A 16,689-nucleotide genomic window follows, 5' to 3' on the forward strand; every position below is an offset into this window, starting at 1 on the left:
ACGTCAATCAGCGGCCGAATAGCTGCTAAAGATCTCGGTCGATCCATCGCCGCGGATCAGGAACACGTCATAAGCCTCACGATCATCCTCCGGTCCCATGCCCGGCGAGCCATAGGGCATTCCCGGCACCGCCAGCCCCACTGCATCTGGACGCTCGTCCAACAAACGCTGAATGTCTGATGACGGTACATGACCTTCGATCACGTAGCCGTCGACCAAAGCCGTATGGCAGGAGACCATGCGCTGAGGCACGCCATTGTCGAGTTTGAAGCGCACAAGAGATCCCCCGAACATGTCCTCGCCTGTCGGCGCGAATCCGCTTTCCTCGAGGTGCTTCATCCAGGACAGACAACAGCCGCAGCCGTTTGTCTTCCGGACGTCAATCTGGATCGCATCGGCGACAACTTGCGCCGCGGGAAACAAGGCCAGCGTGACTGCAAGGGCGGGAGCCAGTCGTTTCATGGATTATAGCCTTTCGGTTGTTGTTTGCACAAATTCGCTGGTGAGCCTCTCGGCCAGTAGCGTGCGTGCCTCAGCCAATCGCTCAAGTGCGGCCGTGTCATCCGCATCCCGCTCGGCCGCCTCTGCCAGTCGGTCGTCTGAGAGAGGATCCGTCGGGCGACCATCGACCAGAACCTCATAATGCAGATTTGGGCCGGTCGCGGTGCCGGTTGCACCGACGCGACCGATCATGTCTCCGGCCATCACGCGCTGCCCTTGTTCGAGTGTGTCCGGCACCTCGCTGAGATGTGCGTATCGTGTCAGGGTGTCGGAGCCATGCGCTATCTCCACCACCCGGCCATATCCACCACGACGTCCGATGAAGCTCACGCGTCCGGGCGCTGTCGCTTTTACAGGCGTACCGCGGGCCGCAGCAAAGTCGACGCCGGTGTGCATGCGCACATTCCCATAGACCGGGTGTGTGCGCCGGCCAAAGACGGAACTCAGTCGCGCTCCTTCCACCGGTTGGGCAAAGACACGCAGGACCTCTCCATCGACATAGATCGTCGCTTTACCGCTGCCGTCATCCGGCCAGACCATCTCGTAGACCGTTTCACCAAGGTCCAGTGCGGCAAAGGCGAGTTCGGGCTGACCGATCCTCTCGTTTCCGTCGCGCGCTTCGCGCCAAAGAAGACGCATCGTCTCGCCACCGGAAAGTTCGCGTCGAAAATCCACTGTGCCGCCCAGCATCTGCGCCATGTCGACCGCAAAGCGAGCAGGGATGCCCGCCTTGTCCAATGCCGCGAAGACAGAGCTTTCGATCACTGCCTCGCCCGCGAACGTCACCATTTCAGGGTCTGGCTCCAACACGCGTGTGACAAGTTCCTGACCAAAGACCGTTTCGATCCGCACCCCATCGTCAACCGCCAGTTCCACGCGGCTCGGATTTCCGTCCATCTTTGAGATCACAGTGATCTCATGGCCCGGGCGCAATCGGCGCAGGTCATATTCTGCACCAAGCGCGAGCGCGATTTCGGCACGCGCAGGCGCAGCGATACCCGCGTTCGCCAGGACCGCATCCAGCGTCTCGCCCGACGCGATCTCACGCGACCAGGTGATCAAAGGCGGTTCAATCTCGGGCAAGGCGGTTTCTGCGAAGACGGATTGCAAGAGCGGCAGAGGTCGCATTGGGCTAGCATTGTCGGCGTGAAATGCAGCGGGCGGTGTCACATCGTAGTCGGCGATCTGAGGCATCGAGAGCGGATCGGGAGTCCAGAGGGTGGCTTCAGCAATCGCAGGAGGCACTGGCTCTTTGGAAAGAACGCCAGATATGGCGATGGCGGTCACCGAAAAAGCGCCTGCGACCACAGCGCTCGCCAAAACAATTCTAATATTCATGTTGCCCCCTCTACGTCTTCTGTCAGTGCACGCCGGATCTTCGGCACTGCGAATTCTCTTGGCTCGTGATAGTCAATCATGGTGACGAGTTCACCCTTGGCATCGAACAGGAATACGCTTGCCGTATGGTTCATTGTATAGTCGCCGCCTTCGGTCGGAACGCGCTCATACGAGGCACGAAATGCTTCTACAGCGCGGGAAATCTGGTCTTCCGGTCCCGTCCAGCCGCGAATGGCCGGATGAAAATAGCCGACATATTCGGCCATGGCCTCGGCCGTGTCCCGCTCCGGATCGACTGTGATGAAGACCACGTTCATCCGCGCGGCGTCGTCCCCGAGATCTTCAAGCCAACCTGAGATATCCGATAACGTCGTGGGGCAGACTTCCGGGCAGTAGGTGAACCCGAAAAACACCATGGTCGGGCGTCCAATCAGGGTTTCTGGGCCCACTTTATTGCCTTCGTGATCGGTCAGTCGGAAATCCATCGCCGACAGGGGGAGAGGCCTTTGGCCGGCCGGTTTTGGTGCGCCGGGACCGTCTACCCGCCACCAGCCGACCCCGAGCATCAGAGCGACAGCGCCTACACCGGCTGCACCGTATTGGACCACATGCCGACGCTGCATCAGCTCTCCGGCCCGCGCGCGGCGATCCCCAGAATTGGGACCTCAACAGTCACTTCACCACCGTCCGAGAACGTCAGTGTCAGTGGGAAGGTCTCGCCTTCGATCATCGGGTTTTGCAGCTTCATGAGCATGGCGTGCAGTCCGCCCGGTTCCAATGCTACGCTTTGGCCCGGTTCAATCGTGATTTCGTCAGCAGGCGCCATAGAACTGACGCCGTCTGCGTTGGTTTTCGTCTCATGGATCTGGGGCATCACGGCCAGTGGTGTTGTAAGCCCGGTCAGCGTGATCGTGTCTTCACCGGTGTTGCGCACGGTCATATAGGCGGCACCAGGGCGGTTGACCCCGATTGAAGCACGGGACCACGCGTTTTCGACGACCACATCCTCCGAACCGGCAAATGCTGGAGTCGACATGCCCGAGAGTAGCAAGACAAGGGGCAAACCATTGATGTAAGTTAGTTTTGTCATGAAGAATTCTCCTGTATCTGGCCGAGCATCAACTTTGGCTGGCCGCAACTTCCGCAGCCACCAGTCGCCGCAGTTCGGCCTCACCGAACGGGTCTAATGGCTTGGCGTTGACGAAGAACGTGGGCGTTTGTCGCACGCCTACCGCTTCGACATCAGCGCGGTCCTGATTGAGCACCGCCACGACACCAGGGGCCAGCATCTGTGTCCGAGCAGCTTCGACATCCAGACCACCGCTTGCGGCAATCTCAAGGATCAAACCCGGTGCCGGAGTGCCATGGGACGCCCATCGTGGCTGCTCGCGCAAGACAGCTTCCAGCACGGGTTCGAACACATCCTGCATCCGCGCAGCTTCGAGAACACGGATCGCTTCCACCGAAGCTTCCCCGTGAAAGGCAGTGTATCGAATGACGACACGGACCGCATCACCGTGCTCAGCCATGATATCCTTGACCACGGGATAGAAGGCGCGGCAGGCCTCGCAAGCTGGATCGAAAAACTCGACAATCGTGACAGGTGCCGTTTCGGGGCCGAGGATCGGGGAATAGGGCCGGATCAGCACATCGTTCACGTCAGGCGCGACAGGGACTGCCTCTGCAATGGGTTGGGGGCGGGTGGCATACCAGGCCGAGCCGCCAAAACCTGCGGTACCAACAGCCAGAACGGATAGAACGAGACCGCGTCGATTCATGTTTGTTTTTCCTTCAGTGAAATGGCCGACAGCACCCCGATCATCGTGAAGGCGACAAGCGCCATCAGCGGAATCGGAATGCCGAAGACCACCTGGTTGTCGTCGGTACAAGAGGGGCCGGTCGCCGTGCAGGGCTGGATCGCCTCGGGGATCAGCCCGACATAGAGGCCGATGTGATACAACGCCACCGCCGCCCCCCCAAGCGCCAGCGCAACGCCATAGCGCCCCACGCGGGGATCTTGCCACCACAGCCCGAGCCCAAGAACGACAGCCAGGGGGAACATGAAGGCGCGCTGGAACCAGCAAAGGACGCAAGGCGTTTGACCAAGAACCTCGCCAATAAAGAGCACGGCAAGCGATGAGATAAGCGCAATGATCCAAGCAAGAACAAGGGCCGTTTCTCCGGAAAGTCGGGTCATGACGATCAGATCCTCTCTCTCAGATCCGCAAGGATCTCTTCGGCGGGTGTGCCGTAGGGCCAGGAATCGGCGAAGCCCGCCTGCGGATCAAAAAGGAACAGGTGCGATGTGTGCCCCATTGTATAGCCATCCGGCGCGCTGGCCTCTTCGATCCTCTCAAAGAAAATTGGGAAGGTCTCGGATGTTGCGGCGATCTGCTCCGGCGTGCCGGTCAGCCCGATGATCCCTGCGTCGAACAGGGGCACATACCCGGCAAGTGCTGTCGGCGTATCCCGCTCCGGATCAATCGTTATAAAAATCGGCTGGACCTTTGCCGCCTCGTCGCCCAAGCCCTCCATCACGGCCGCGACTTCGGACAGTGTTGTAGGACAGACGTCGGGGCAATTGGTGAAACCAAAGAAGACCAGCATCCAGCGCCCTGCGAAATCTTCGTCTGTTTGGACCATGCCGCGATGGTCCGTCAGTTCGAACTGCGCAAGGAAAGGTGGTTCATTCTCGGCTTGGGTAATATCGGCGCCATAGTCCGCCCACAGTAACAGCCAGATGAAAACGAGCGCCGCCACGCCCGCCAAAACCCATAGCACTTTCTGAAGACCTGAAAGCTTCACGCCGCTCCGCCCGAATTTGATTCTATATTTTCAGAGCGCTTACACCCTCTAGCTACTGTAGGTTCAAGCGTGATTCTTGCCCTGCGGCAGCACGTCACGCACCTGTGAAGCTAATGCTCTCTATTCAGCGCTTCAAAACCTGCCGTCACTCAATGTTTCGCTGCTTCGTCTGACCCTGCAGGTGGCCATCAAGGGAAGGCAACGGCAATTTCCGCTAAATCCGACGCCTGCGGAAACCGGGCCTGCAGATACAAAGCTGCTACGCAGATGCACTGCAAGCATGGGTCATTTTTTAAGGTATCAGTCTAAAATAACGCTTGAACCTACAGCGACTGCAGGAACTACAAAGGACGCGAATCAACTGTCGGATCCTGCTCACGGCATGCACGCGCAAAGAACTTCATCCCATTCGGTTTTCCGCCCAACCCCAACTCGGTTGCGATTCACAGAAGCGAACACAGGCGGAAAGTGGAGAATGTCGCGATATGATCTCACTAGAATGGACGATGAACATGCTGAACTATCCCGATGCGGAAACCTTGTCCGGCTCGGATGCAGAAGCGCTACTCAGGAGGACGCAAAATGACACCTGAGATCGGACAATTCGCCCTTACCCTCGCGCTTGCCGTCGCGATTGTTCAAAGCATCTTGCCAATTGTCGGAGCAAGCACGGGACGCGTGCTTTGGATGGAAAGTGCAAAGACAACAGCGGTGCTTCAGGTGACGTTAGTTGCAATTGCGTTTGGCGCGCTCATGCGCTCCTTTGTTGTCAGTGATTTCACGGTTCGAAACGTGGTTGAAAATTCCCACTCTCTGAAGCCGATGATCTTCAAGGTTGCCGGCACTTGGGGCAGCCACGAAGGGTCTCTAGTTCTCTGGACCTTTATTCTCGTACTTTTCGGGGCTGGGGTCGCGCTGCTGGGCAGAAACATTCCGGTTGGTCTCAAAGCGCGAACTCTATCCGTTCAAGCCTGGATCAGCGTCGGTTTCCTGAGCTTCATGCTCTTTACATCCAATCCGTTCGAGCGGGTGTTTCCGCCGCCTCTGGATGGCACAGACCTTAATCCTCTGCTGCAGGACATCGGGTTGGCGATGCATCCCCCGCTCTTGTATTTTGGGTATGTCGGCTTCTCGATCGTCTTCTCCTTCGCGGTCGCGGCTCTGATAGAGGGTCGGGTGGATCCCGCATGGGCGCGTTGGGTGCGGCCTTGGACTCTGACGGCCTGGATCAGCCTCACTGCGGGGATCGCACTCGGCTCTTGGTGGGCCTATTACGAACTTGGCTGGGGCGGCTGGTGGTTTTGGGACCCGGTGGAAAACGCATCCTTCATGCCATGGCTGCTGGGTACGGCACTCCTGCACTCCGCTATCGTCACGGAAAAGCGGGACACGTTCAAAAGCTGGACCATTCTTTTGGCCATCCTGACCTTTTCACTGTCACTTCTGGGGACATTTATCGTCCGATCCGGCATTTTGACATCCGTTCACGCGTTCGCGGTCGACCCGGCGCGCGGCGTGTACATTCTCGGCCTTCTTGGCGTAACCATTGTCGGCTCACTGACACTTTACGCATGGCGCGCGCCTCAGCTTGGATCGGGTGGCGTATTTCGGCCGATTAGCCGCGAGGCGGGGCTTTTGCTCAACAACCTTCTGCTCGCGACCGCAACGGCGACCGTCCTTTTTGGAACACTCTATCCGTTGTTTGTGGAAGCGGTGACTGATGAAAAGATCTCTGTAGGACCACCGTATTTCAACGCGACGTTTATCCCTTTCATGCTGCCGCTAGTCATCATCATGGGAATTGGCCCATTCCTGTCTTGGAAACGGGCCGATCTTCCCGGTATCTGGCAGCGGCTGCGTTTGGTTTTTGGTATCGCGATTGGTGTTGCGGGGATCGTTTGGTACCTTCAGACAGACGGGCCCCTGCTTGCAGTGGTCTCAATAGGGATTGCAGCCTGGGTTTTTGTTGCAACGTTGCGCGAATGGGCGTTGCGCATCAAGCTCTTTGATTTACCCCTTTCACAGTCGCTGCGTCGCGCGCGGAACTTGCCGCGCGCTGCGCACGGTATGACGCTCGCGCATCTTGGCGTTGCAATGCTTGTGCTTGGGTTTGTAGGTTCCACAGCCTGGAAGGAAGAACGTGTTCTTTTCGCAGAACCGGGGACGACCGTGGAAATCGCCGGTTTTGAGGTAATATTCGACGGTGTCGAACGGTTGCGTGGTCCAAACTACATCGCACAACAAGGCCAGCTTCGCGTCTTGAAAGATGGACGGGAGATTACGCTTCTTCGTCCGGAGCGCAGAAACTATCCAGTTGCGGGGACGTCCACAACCGAATCTGCAATCCGATCAACGCTCAGAGGTGATCTCTACGTCACCATCAGTGAGCCTGCGACCGAAAAGGCGTCGGGCCAGTGGAATTTGCGCATTCTCTACGAACCACTGGTTAATTGGATATGGATCGGAGCGACGATGCTGGTGCTTGGCGGGTCCCTTTCGCTATCGGACCGCAGATTGCGGGTGGGTGCGCCGTCGCCAAAAAGCCGGTCGTCAGCGCTTCAACCGGCGGAATGATATGATGAAGAAAATCCTTCTCGCGATGCCAGCGCTGGTCGCAGTGGTCTTGGGTGGATTTTTGTTCTGGGGGCTCAACCCAGACCGAGATCCTAACGCAATTCCTTCCGCTTTGGTCTCCGAACCAGTTCCGGATTTTGAGCTTCCACCGGTAGAGAGCACGCAGACCCCCGGACTGTCGGCCGCAGCCCTTCGTAGCATTGGCGAGCCGGTTTTGGTCAATGTATTCGCTTCATGGTGCGTGCCCTGTCGTGCTGAGCATGCGGTGCTAACCAGGCTTGTTGAACAGGACGGTGTTCGGCTGATGGGGATTAACTACATGGACAAACCAGCAGATGCCGCAAACTGGCTGGAGGAGCTTGGCAACCCCTATGAGAGGATCGGATCAGACAGCGAGGGCCGGGTCGGTATCGAATGGGGTATTTCGGGGGTGCCTGAGACGTTTGTGATCGATGCGAACGGTATCGTAGTCTATCGCTACGTTGGTCCCATTGTGACGCCAGAGGCACAGGATGAAATTCGTGCTGCGTTGGCCGCAGCAGGTGGTCAATCATGAAGAGTTGGCTCTATTCACTGGTGCTGATGCTTGCCGCAACAACCGCGGCATGGGCTGTGGAGCCAGATGAGTTGCTGGATGATCCGGTGCTTGAGTCGCGCGCCCGGGAGCTCTCAAAGCAGCTACGCTGCGTTGTCTGCCAGAATCAGGATATCGATAGCTCAAATGCGGGTGTTGCCCGAACGATGCGCACCTTGCTGCGCGAACGTCTGATTGCAGGTGAAACAAATGACGAGATCATTGCGTTTTTCGTAGATCGATATGGTGACTTCGTCCTGTTCAGGCCGCGACTGAAACCCGCCACGTATCTGTTGTGGTTCGGACCAGCGGTTCTTTTTGCCGTTGGGATTGGCGTTGTCTTTGTCACAATCAGGTGCCGAAGCAGGGCCGTTCTTGATGGCACTGCTGATCCACTGAGCCCCGATGAAGAGCGTGAGTTCGAAGCCATTTTTCATGAAAATGAAGGACGGAGAGACCCATGATTTGGTTGGTGTTAGGCGCGATGGCATCCATCACTGTCCTTCTGTTCTTGTCCGGTCTCTATCGAACGGGTGAAGTCCTGAACAGAAAGGATGGAGCGTTGGTTATCCTCAAGGATCAGCTTTCCGAAATTGATACTGATCAAGAGCGGAATCTGATATCCGTTACCGAGGCCGACGCGGCCAGGGTTGAAATCAAACGCCGCATTCTGGCTGCCGGTCGGCTTGCGACACGTGAATCGTCGCGCGCAAGTGGGCGAAGCACCATCTTCGCGTCCGCCATTGCCACGCCATTGGTAGCCTTCGCTCTGTATTCTCAAATCGGCTCGCCACAGATCGAAAGCCAGCCTCTGGCGTCTCGCGCATCTGAAACCCAGGAAGCCGCAAACCTCTCAGAGTTGACCCAGAGACTAAAAACCCGGCTTGAAGCAGACGAGTCTGGTGGACCAAGTGATGGTTGGGTTCTGCTCGGTCAGACCTATATGCGTATGGCTCGTTACGATGATGCCGCCGATGCATTCGAACGCGTCACTGTCCGCGACAATGCAGATATCTCAACCCTATTGCTATATGCCGAGGCCTTGATCGCAGCCGAGAACGGGATCGTGACGCCGCAAGCGGAAAGCGTGATCGAACGCGCATCGGAGATGGACCCCGATGATCCAGGCCCAATTTTCTATAGAGCCCGGATCCTCGAACAGGACGGGGTTCCAGATGAAGCGAGGACGCTTTTGATCGAGCGCCTCAAGAGAGCGGATCGCGCCTATCCGTGGATGGAACTTTTCCTGTCTGTCGCCAACCGATTGGGGGAACAGGTTGGAGAGAGCCCTGTCACCCTAGCTGATTTCTTTCCGGACTCTCGGGACGCGCGTAGCCCCGGTGCGGCCGATATCGAGGCCGCTCAGGACATGTCGGTCGAGGAACGCAGCGCTTTCGTCCGCTCCATGGTTGACCGCTTGGCGGCGCGATTGTTGGATGACCAAGACAATCTTGAAGGATGGCTTCGGCTTGCGGAGGCGTACAGTGTATTGGGTGACTTTGATGCTGCCCAGAACGCCGCCGACAATGCGCGCACCTTGGCCGAAAGCCTTCCGGAAACCGACCCTATGCGTGCCGCCGCCACGGCCCGATTGGATCGGATCAACAAATAAATTGGGGCCGCGTGGTCTCAGATACATAACAGCTTTCCTTTCACCTGAAACTAAACCACTGTAGGTTCTGCCTCCCTTGAGCAATGCAACGGCACTATGTCATCGTTTTCGGACAGCGCTGAGATTGGCAGCCGACAGTGCTTCGAGAACGGCATCCGCAGATAGTAGTTCAGATAAAATGATACCTTCAGGAGCATCTGGACCGTAGACGATGTTGAGCGGAATTGCGTATCTGCCGTGCGCCTCGAGATAGGATTGGATTTTCGCGTCCGGTCGCGTCCAATCCGCGCGCATCGCAATCACGCCTTCCTCGCCAAGTGCTCCCAAAACTGGTTCACGATCCAGGACCAGGGTTTTGTTTGCTTTACAAGTGATGCACCAATCCGCAGTAACGTCCACGAAGACAGTTTTGCCCTGCGACACTTCACGCGCGATCCGGGACCGGTCGAACTCGACCCAGTAAGAAGTGATCGAGGCTGTTACATCATCGGAGCTTTTTGGCAGCAGTGCAGGGGCCGCCAACGTCATGCCCAAAACCGCAGTCATTCCCCACAGCAAACCGTTACGAGGCTGAACCTGATAGGCTCTCGCCGCCAGTACGATGAGCCCAAGACCCAGCAGCACCAGGCCTGTGAGAGTTGGCGACGTCACACCAATCAAGACCCAGCATAGCCATGCAACGGTTCCGGCAAGCAGCAATCCGAGAACGATCTTCACGCTTATCATCCAGGGTCCCGGTTTGGGCAGTCGAGACAGGAAACCAGGCCAAGCGGCAACCAGAATATATGGCAGTGCAAGCCCAATCCCCATCGCTGTGAAAACCGCAAGTATATCGCCTGTCGTGCCAGAAAGGGCGAAGGCAATGGCTGTCCCCAGCAACGGGGCTGAACAAGGCGTTGCAAGTATCGCAGCCAGAGCGCCGGTGGAGAAGTCTTCGGCATACCCCCGCCCAAAGCGGCCAGATAGCCTAACCATCCAGCTGCTGGGCAAAGAAATTTCAAAAACTCCAAACAAATTTGCCGCAAAGAGTCCGACAACGAGAATGAGTGCAATTAGGAAATATGCATTCTGAAACTGCACACCCCATCCAACGGCATATCCGAGCGTCTGCAGCGCTATGACCGCCAAGGCCAGCACCCACATAAAAGCAACAGTTCCCACAGCCGTAGCGAGAAATCCCGCGCGCAATTGTGAAAGGGAGCGATTCTTCATTCGGAGCGCCGACCCGAACTTAATCGATAGAACTGGCAAGACGCATGGCATTGCGTTCAGTATCAACCCTCCCAGGAAGGACAGCAAGAGAATCGGGAAAAACTGACCCCTATCTTGGCTGGTCTCGGATGCGTAAGGTGGCGCAGGTACAACGTCGGTAGTGTTCACATCATCGAATGTAACCGCGACATCCTCGTCTACGACCGTAATTCGAAGGGAGGTTTGTTCCTCGCTTAACGCGAGAATCGGGATACTTGCCCAGAGACCGGTGTGATCACTTGTAAGGCGGATGTCGGGTGCGCCGAATGCAGAGCCTGCACCAAACTCTGGAAAAAGATCGGGATTGTTCCAGCCAGAAGGCCGCGTCATTTGAACAACCAATGCCTGATCCTGCTTCAGCGATGCGCCCGAGACCGCTATTGCACTTTCTGGCCCTGCAACAGGTACGCGAGCGGCCCATGTCGCGATATCGGTCGCGGCTTTCGCATCGACGCCCGTTCCCAATGGCACAGGGAGTGTCAATTCAAACCTTTCCGGAATGCACACATTGGAGCAGATCAGCAGATCGACGAGTCCCTTCAGCTCGGCCGCTCTATCAGAGTTCGCAAGCCGCAACTGCAATGGAAATATTACTTGTTTGGCATAGCCGAAATTTTCAATTCCGAAGGCGCGGAAACGCGTGGGTGCGGGCCAAAGCATGTCGACGGATTCAAGGTTTGTGGACCCCTCCCAATCGATCTCTGGCGGCAGGCCAACCTCGCCTGGCGACCGCCAGTACGCTTTCCATCCTTCCTCCAGTTCAATCTTCAAACCCGCCGAAAGGAACTGCGATCCTGGGGCGATTCCTGCTTCCGCGACGATCAAACGTGCCGTCAGAACTTCGGAACGATACGCATTGGATTCCAAGGCGCGAACAGGGCTTGCCACAAAAACAAGAAAGAGTGCGAGACTGATAAGCAATCCCTGATACCCTGCCAAGGTTGTACGCATATTCTGACCTCTTTTTCTTCGCGCTCAGTCTCGGGAAGTTACAGCAACGTGCTAGTCCCGAACGCCTTTGTGACGGCGTCGACCCCTCAAACAGTGGGCAGAGCCAAGACTCCGACTAACTAGGCGACAGCGATGCTCGTCTGGGCTTCCTACAAAACAGTCGTTTTTCCGCGTCGAACACAAGCTGGACCCGCTCTCCATGGTGTCGCGCTCTCAGGCTAGCGCCGTTTCAAGGTTAGTCCTTTTTTGTCTGTTCACGATACTTACGATAGTGCGCCCGTCGAGACCCGATGCTGGGCGACAAAATAGTCGCACCACAACAACGACCAGATGAAAACGAGCGCCGCCACACCCGCCAAAACCCGTAGTACTTTCTGAAGACCTGATAGCCGCACGCCGCTCCGCCCGAATTTGATTCTATATTTTAGGCGCGTTTACACCCTCTAGCTACTGTAGGTTCAAGACCTATTCTGGATGAAAGAGCGATGTTCACTGACCTGTGAGATGCCGAGCGGAACTTGTGCAAAAAAACGCTTAAAGCTACACGGGCTGTAGATAGTTTGGAGAGGTGATATGCTCACAATCGGCACTTTGGCAAAAAGGACCGGGACGAAGGTGCAGACGATCCGCTATTACGAGCAGATCGGACTCCTGCCCGAGCCCGGGCGATCGGCTGGCGGTCAGCGGCGCTATGGAGATAGTGAGCTTGACCGCTTGTCTTTCGTCCGGCATGCGCGGCAACTCGGGTTCTCGCTGGACGCAATCCGTGAGCTTCTTGATCTGAGCGATCATCCAGACAAGTCGTGCGCGGAGGCCGATGCCATCGCTCGCCGACAACTCAAGCAGGTTGAGCAACGTATGGCCCGACTTGAAGCCCTTCGGACAGAATTGCAGAGGATGGTGCACGAATGCAGCGGCGGGCACACGGCCGATTGCCGTGTGCTGGAGGTGTTGCGCGACCATTCCGAGTGCCTGACGGACCACGACGAGATCGGCGCCTGAGATGACCGCAGTGCTCGTCTATCCGCTCGCGGCCTTGGCTGAGATCGCCGGATGCTTTGCCATCTGGGCATGGTGGCGTCTTGGCGCGTCCCCACTTTGGCTTGTCCCCGGTGTGGCGGCGCTGGTGGCGTTCGGCTGGCTTCTGGCTCAGGTCGACACTGTGGCTGCGGGACGCGCCTTTGCCGCCTATGGTGGGATCTATATTGCCGCGTCCATTCTCTGGATGTGGCTCGCCGAAGGGCACCGGCCGGACAGGTGGGATCTGCTCGGCACCACTGTATGCTTGTTGGGTGCCGCCATCATCCTCGCGGCACCCCGCGGAGCGTAATAAAACGGCATTGCTCCTACAGTAGCTTTAGCTTTTACAACGGTGCGCGTTTCACAGGCTAAAGCAAGGCAGGAATTGAATGTTCGAAATTTCAGGTGTTGGAATCGTCGCGGCCTTTCTGGGTGGTGCTATTTCCTTTCTGTCGCCTTGCGTCCTGCCTCTTGCACCTGGCTACGTTTCTTACATCGCGGGACAGCCCGCCGCAAAAGCCGGGGCGACGCGCAGCTTTGCCGAACGGGCGCGCAGCGTGGTCCTGAGTTTGTGGTTCGTGCTCGGATTTTCGACAGTCTTCGTGGCGCTCGGGGCCGGGGCAAGTCTTTTGGGCGGGATGCTCTTGCGCTGGAAATACGAACTCGGGCTTGCGGGTGGCGTTTTGATCGTCTTGTTCGGACTTGTCATGATGGGCGCGATCAAGATCCCGGCCATGATGCGTGACACGAGGCCCGACGTGAAAGTCGACGGCGGCAGCGCCGTCGGAGCCTACCTTTTGGGCCTTGCCTTTGCATTTGGCTGGACGCCCTGCATAGGCCCTGTGCTCGGGTCGATCCTGGCAGTGACCGCGACATCTGGGGCGGACGGGATGGCCTTGCTGGCAATCTACTCCGCAGGACTTGGACTACCGTTTCTGATCATAGCGCTCTTCACCAACGAGATTGCAGGCAGGCTCAAGCGGATCGGTGCTGCTGGTCGATGGCTCTATCGTATATCGGGCGGTCTGATGGTGCTGATGGGTATCGGCGTGATGACGGGTCAGATCAGCCGCCTTGCCTTCTGGCTGCTCGAAACCTTCCCGGCCCTTGGCACGATCGGATAAAATCATGATCGAAAGTGACATTTGAGAAAAGGCTTGTCTCTCTAGTCTCTGTAGAGATTAAGACTCCTCGTGAATGATTCGAGGAGAGACCCTGTGGCACCCACCGATTCCTATTTAACCGCAACAAGACTGCTGGATTTTGACTCGCCCTCAATCTCGAACCTGGTACGAGATCGTGGCTGGCATGACCTTGCCCGTGTCGACCGGATTGGCGCGGTTTATGACTTTGTCCGAAACGAGATTGCGTTCGGCTACAACCGCGTCGACGACATTCCCGCCTCTGCGGTGCTGACCGACGGCTACGGGCAGTGCAACACGAAAGGGACGTTCTCATGGCACTGCTGCGCAGCGTAGGCATCCGCTGCCGACTGCACGGCTTCACCATCCACAAGGCCCTGCAGCGTGGCGTGGTGCCCGAATTAGTCTACCCCCTCGCACCGTCCGAAATTCTGCACTCGTGGGTCGAAGTCGAAACAGAAGAGGGCTGGATCAATCTCGAAGGCTTCATTCTAGACGCCCCCTTCCTGCAGTCGCTTCAGAAGGAATTCAGCGAAACAGAGAGCCTTTGCGGCTACGGGGCCGGAACGGATTGCCTGAGTGCGCCACCAGTCAGTTGGAGCGGCGGCAGCACTTATATTCAGAGAACCGGTATCGTTCGTGATTTTGGAACCTTTGATGCGCCCGACGACTTTTACTTGAAGTATAGTCAGAACTTCGGATCTGCGCGTGATTTTCTCTATCGCCACGTCATCCGTCACTGGATGAATGCTCGTGTTCGCCGCATCCGTCGTGGAATGTTGCCAAAGGTCCCTGGACTCAGTCGACCGAACCACAGCCATGAGGAGAAGAACCGTGCCGCATGATCATGGCCATACCCACATTGATCCTGAATCAGGTGATCGTAGGGTCTCCATCGCAATCTGGGCCAACGGTCTTCTGACCGTCGCGCAGATCATTGGAGGCATCTTTTCCGGCAGCCTGGCACTGATCGCCGATGCCCTGCATAATTTCTCGGACATGGCGTCACTGGTGATCGCATTCGTTGCACGCAAAATCGCCAGACGACCCGCCGATGAACGCATGACCTTCGGCTATGGTCGGATTGAAATCGTCGCCGCACTCATCAACTACACGACCCTGATCCTGATCGGCTTCTACCTGATCTATGAGGGTGGCATGCGGATGATCGACCCGCCCGAGGTCGCTGGTTGGACGGTGGTGATCCTGGGCGGTGTGGCACTGGTCGTCGACACGTTGACGGCGCTACTTACCTATTCGATGCAGAAAGGCAGTGTGAACATCCGTGCGCTTTTCCTGCACAACCTGTCGGACGCTTTGGCCTCTGTGGCAGTCATCATTGGAGGGTCCCTGATTATCCTCTACGACATGAGATGGGTTGATCCAGCAATTACCATCGGCATTGCCCTTTACATCCTCTATCTGGCTTTCACTGAGATTGGCGGTCCGATCAGAACCCTGATGCTCGGCAGCCCACCCGACATCGACAATGCAGCCGTCGTTGAGGCAATGCGGAGCGTCGATGGTGTCGCGGACGTACACCACGTGCATCTGTGGCAGATGGAGGAGCACAATGCGGCGCTGGACTGCCACGTGGTGCTGACAGCGGGGGGCTGGCATAAAATCGAAAAGATCAAGGCAGCGATCAAGGACCGGCTAAAGGAGGACTTCAACATCGCCCATTCCAGCCTGGAGTTCGAACACGAAGACCGCGCACACGAAAACGCCGACCTCTACGGTCACGGCAAGCCGGAAGAAGAGGAGAACCATGTTCACCGGGATCATGACAGGTCATGACGACGTGATCGGCGTCGCCTGCGAGTGCAAGCTCAGGGAAAGCGACCTGAATCGGATGCACGGACTGATTCAAGAGCGCCTGCAGGAGACAAGCAAGCCTAGCCTGGTCCTCGAACTCACGAGGCTCGAAGCCTTCAAGGTTCCGTCTGCTCTTGAGCCGGTCCAGAACTGCTGAGAGGCCGACTGCATCCTATCCGCCACACAAATTCTTGCAGAACCGATTTAAGGGCAATTCGAGACTCATTTGACGATCGAGATGGCTCGGACGCTTTGACAAGCCATGGGACTGGTGCCGCGCGCAACGTGGTGGATGACGACGGGCGAGGCTGTCAGCTCGCGATCTTGCTGATCGCCGCAACCGCCATACGCATCATCAATGTTGCAATAGTATATTTTCGTATGTATGCTGGGTGAAGATTGTCAAGGGTCCTTGCCATGCGTTCCGAATGTTGATTGTCGCTGAGAACTGACCCGGCATTGTCACCGAGACTTGACCCACCCAGCTGTTATGTTCTTTGCGTCATGATGGCGTCAATGCTGCTGTCTCCTTTCGTTTCTTTTTCGCTGTCTCCGAGCTGGCCTTGAACCGATAGCTGTCATTGCCGGTCTCCAGGATGTGGCAGCGGTGGGTAAGGCGGTCGAGTAGCGCGGTGGTCATTTTCGCATCGCCGAACACGCTGGCCCATTCGCTGAAGCTCAAGTTCGTGGTGATGACGACGCTGGTGCGCTCGTAGAGTTTACTGAGAAGGTGGAACAACAACGCGCCTCCCGAAGCGCTGAACGGCAGATATCCCAACTCATCCAGGATCACCAAGTCGGTTTTCACCAGCGCCTCAGCGATCTTCCCCGCCTTGTTTTGGGCCTTTTCCTGCTCCAGCGCATTGACCAACTCAACCGTCGAGAAGAAGCGGACGCGTTTACGGTGATGTTCGATCGCTTGGATGCCAAGAGCGGTGGCGACATGCGATTTCCCAGTTCCTGGGCCTCCGATCAGCACCACGTTTTCGGTCCCATCCATGAACTCGCAGCGATGCAACTGGCGGACCAAGGCTTCACGGATTTCGCTGGCGGCAAAGTCGAAGCCAGAGAGATCCTTGTATGCCGGGAAGCGTGCTGCCTTCATG

18 protein-coding genes and 1 pseudogene are annotated in these 16,689 nt (G+C 57.1%); 10 read left to right on the forward strand and 9 right to left on the reverse strand.

Annotation, left to right across the window (positions count from 1 at the left end):
• Nucleotides 1-3 precede the first annotated feature (3 nt).
• From NANH_RS0120260 to NANH_RS0120290, 7 genes are read right to left on the reverse strand one after another with little or no spacing between them, the layout of a single operon-like run.
• The gene (locus tag NANH_RS0120260) at nt 4-462 is read right to left on the reverse strand and encodes a DUF411 domain-containing protein (protein ID WP_027263700.1); all 459 of its coding nucleotides are present in this window, start codon (nt 460-462) and stop codon (nt 4-6) included.
• Between the two features lie 3 nt (nt 463-465).
• On the reverse strand, nt 466-1,839 hold the full coding sequence (locus NANH_RS0120265; RefSeq protein ID WP_027263701.1) for a M23 family metallopeptidase: 1,374 nt from the start codon (nt 1,837-1,839) through the stop codon (nt 466-468).
• Entirely contained in the window at nt 1,836-2,462 is a 627-nt protein-coding gene (locus NANH_RS0120270; protein WP_027263702.1) for an SCO family protein, read from the reverse strand. Before NANH_RS0120270 ends, NANH_RS0120265 begins: the two co-directional genes overlap by 4 nt.
• Nucleotides 2,462-2,929, reverse strand: coding sequence for a copper chaperone PCu(A)C (locus NANH_RS0120275; RefSeq protein ID WP_027263703.1), 468 nt, complete (start codon nt 2,927-2,929; stop codon nt 2,462-2,464). Before NANH_RS0120275 ends, NANH_RS0120270 begins: the two co-directional genes overlap by 1 nt.
• Nucleotides 2,930-2,957: 28 nt before the next feature.
• Nucleotides 2,958-3,617 (reverse strand): DsbA family protein, encoded by a 660-nt coding sequence (locus tag NANH_RS0120280; RefSeq protein WP_027263704.1) that lies wholly within the window; start codon nt 3,615-3,617, stop codon nt 2,958-2,960.
• Nucleotides 3,614-4,036: a disulfide bond formation protein B gene (locus NANH_RS0120285; protein ID WP_027263705.1), complete on the reverse strand. Its 423-nt coding sequence runs from the start codon at nt 4,034-4,036 to the stop codon at nt 3,614-3,616. Before NANH_RS0120285 ends, NANH_RS0120280 begins: the two co-directional genes overlap by 4 nt.
• Nucleotides 4,037-4,041: 5 nt before the next feature.
• Nucleotides 4,042-4,608 carry an SCO family protein gene (locus tag NANH_RS0120290; protein WP_027263706.1) on the reverse strand — a complete coding sequence of 189 codons (567 nt, stop codon included), beginning with the start codon at nt 4,606-4,608 and terminating at the stop codon, nt 4,042-4,044.
• Nucleotides 4,609-5,226: 618 nt separating this feature from the next.
• Here NANH_RS0120290 and NANH_RS0120295 point away from each other — a divergent pair.
• Genes NANH_RS0120295 through ccmI form a run of 4 tightly spaced genes read left to right on the forward strand, consistent with a single transcriptional unit; the run spans nt 5,227 to nt 9,404 of the window.
• Nucleotides 5,227-7,218: a heme lyase CcmF/NrfE family subunit gene (locus tag NANH_RS0120295; protein WP_008282980.1), complete on the forward strand. Its 1,992-nt coding sequence runs from the start codon at nt 5,227-5,229 to the stop codon at nt 7,216-7,218.
• 1 nt (nt 7,219) lies between these two features.
• Nucleotides 7,220-7,774 (forward strand): DsbE family thiol:disulfide interchange protein, encoded by a 555-nt coding sequence (locus NANH_RS0120300; protein ID WP_273183981.1) that lies wholly within the window; start codon nt 7,220-7,222, stop codon nt 7,772-7,774.
• The gene (locus tag NANH_RS28115) at nt 7,771-8,256 is read left to right on the forward strand and encodes a cytochrome c-type biogenesis protein (RefSeq protein ID WP_037240132.1); all 486 of its coding nucleotides are present in this window, start codon (nt 7,771-7,773) and stop codon (nt 8,254-8,256) included. Before NANH_RS0120300 ends, NANH_RS28115 begins: the two co-directional genes overlap by 4 nt.
• Entirely contained in the window at nt 8,253-9,404 is a 1,152-nt protein-coding gene (gene ccmI, locus NANH_RS0120310; RefSeq protein ID WP_027263709.1) for a c-type cytochrome biogenesis protein CcmI, read from the forward strand. The genes NANH_RS28115 and ccmI overlap by 4 nt, the downstream gene beginning before the upstream one ends.
• 99 nt (nt 9,405-9,503) lie before the next feature.
• On the opposite strand, the gene NANH_RS0120315 is transcribed toward ccmI, so the two are convergent.
• The gene (locus NANH_RS0120315; RefSeq protein WP_027263710.1) at nt 9,504-11,606 is read right to left on the reverse strand and encodes a protein-disulfide reductase DsbD family protein; all 2,103 of its coding nucleotides are present in this window, start codon (nt 11,604-11,606) and stop codon (nt 9,504-9,506) included.
• 573 nt (nt 11,607-12,179) lie between these two features.
• Here NANH_RS0120315 and NANH_RS0120320 point away from each other — a divergent pair.
• From NANH_RS0120320 to NANH_RS26720, 6 genes and pseudogenes are all read left to right on the forward strand, one after another.
• On the forward strand, nt 12,180-12,608 hold the full coding sequence (locus NANH_RS0120320) for a MerR family transcriptional regulator (protein ID WP_008282975.1): 429 nt from the start codon (nt 12,180-12,182) through the stop codon (nt 12,606-12,608).
• A 1-nt stretch (nt 12,609) separates the two neighbouring features.
• The gene (locus NANH_RS0120325) at nt 12,610-12,936 is read left to right on the forward strand and encodes a YnfA family protein (RefSeq protein ID WP_008282974.1); all 327 of its coding nucleotides are present in this window, start codon (nt 12,610-12,612) and stop codon (nt 12,934-12,936) included.
• Between the two features lie 79 nt (nt 12,937-13,015).
• Nucleotides 13,016-13,750 (forward strand): cytochrome c biogenesis CcdA family protein, encoded by a 735-nt coding sequence (locus tag NANH_RS0120330; protein WP_027263711.1) that lies wholly within the window; start codon nt 13,016-13,018, stop codon nt 13,748-13,750.
• A 93-nt stretch (nt 13,751-13,843) separates the two neighbouring features.
• A pseudogene (locus NANH_RS26715) lies at nt 13,844-14,613 on the forward strand (transglutaminase-like domain-containing protein).
• Nucleotides 14,603-15,565: a cation diffusion facilitator family transporter gene (locus NANH_RS0120340; protein WP_027263712.1), complete on the forward strand. Its 963-nt coding sequence runs from the start codon at nt 14,603-14,605 to the stop codon at nt 15,563-15,565. The pseudogene NANH_RS26715 and the gene NANH_RS0120340 overlap by 11 nt, the downstream one beginning before the upstream one ends.
• On the forward strand, nt 15,537-15,740 hold the full coding sequence (locus NANH_RS26720) for a hypothetical protein (RefSeq protein WP_139236520.1): 204 nt from the start codon (nt 15,537-15,539) through the stop codon (nt 15,738-15,740). The genes NANH_RS0120340 and NANH_RS26720 overlap by 29 nt, the downstream gene beginning before the upstream one ends.
• Nucleotides 15,741-16,085: 345 nt before the next feature.
• Here NANH_RS26720 and istB read toward each other — a convergent pair.
• Nucleotides 16,086-16,689, reverse strand: a 604-nt coding sequence (istB, locus tag NANH_RS28825; protein WP_081710493.1) for an IS21-like element helper ATPase IstB, incomplete at its 5' end; no start/stop codon positions are given.

It is taken from the genome of Sedimentitalea nanhaiensis DSM 24252 (genome assembly GCF_000473225.1).
Classification (GTDB): Bacteria; Pseudomonadota; Alphaproteobacteria; order Rhodobacterales; family Rhodobacteraceae; genus Sedimentitalea; species Sedimentitalea nanhaiensis.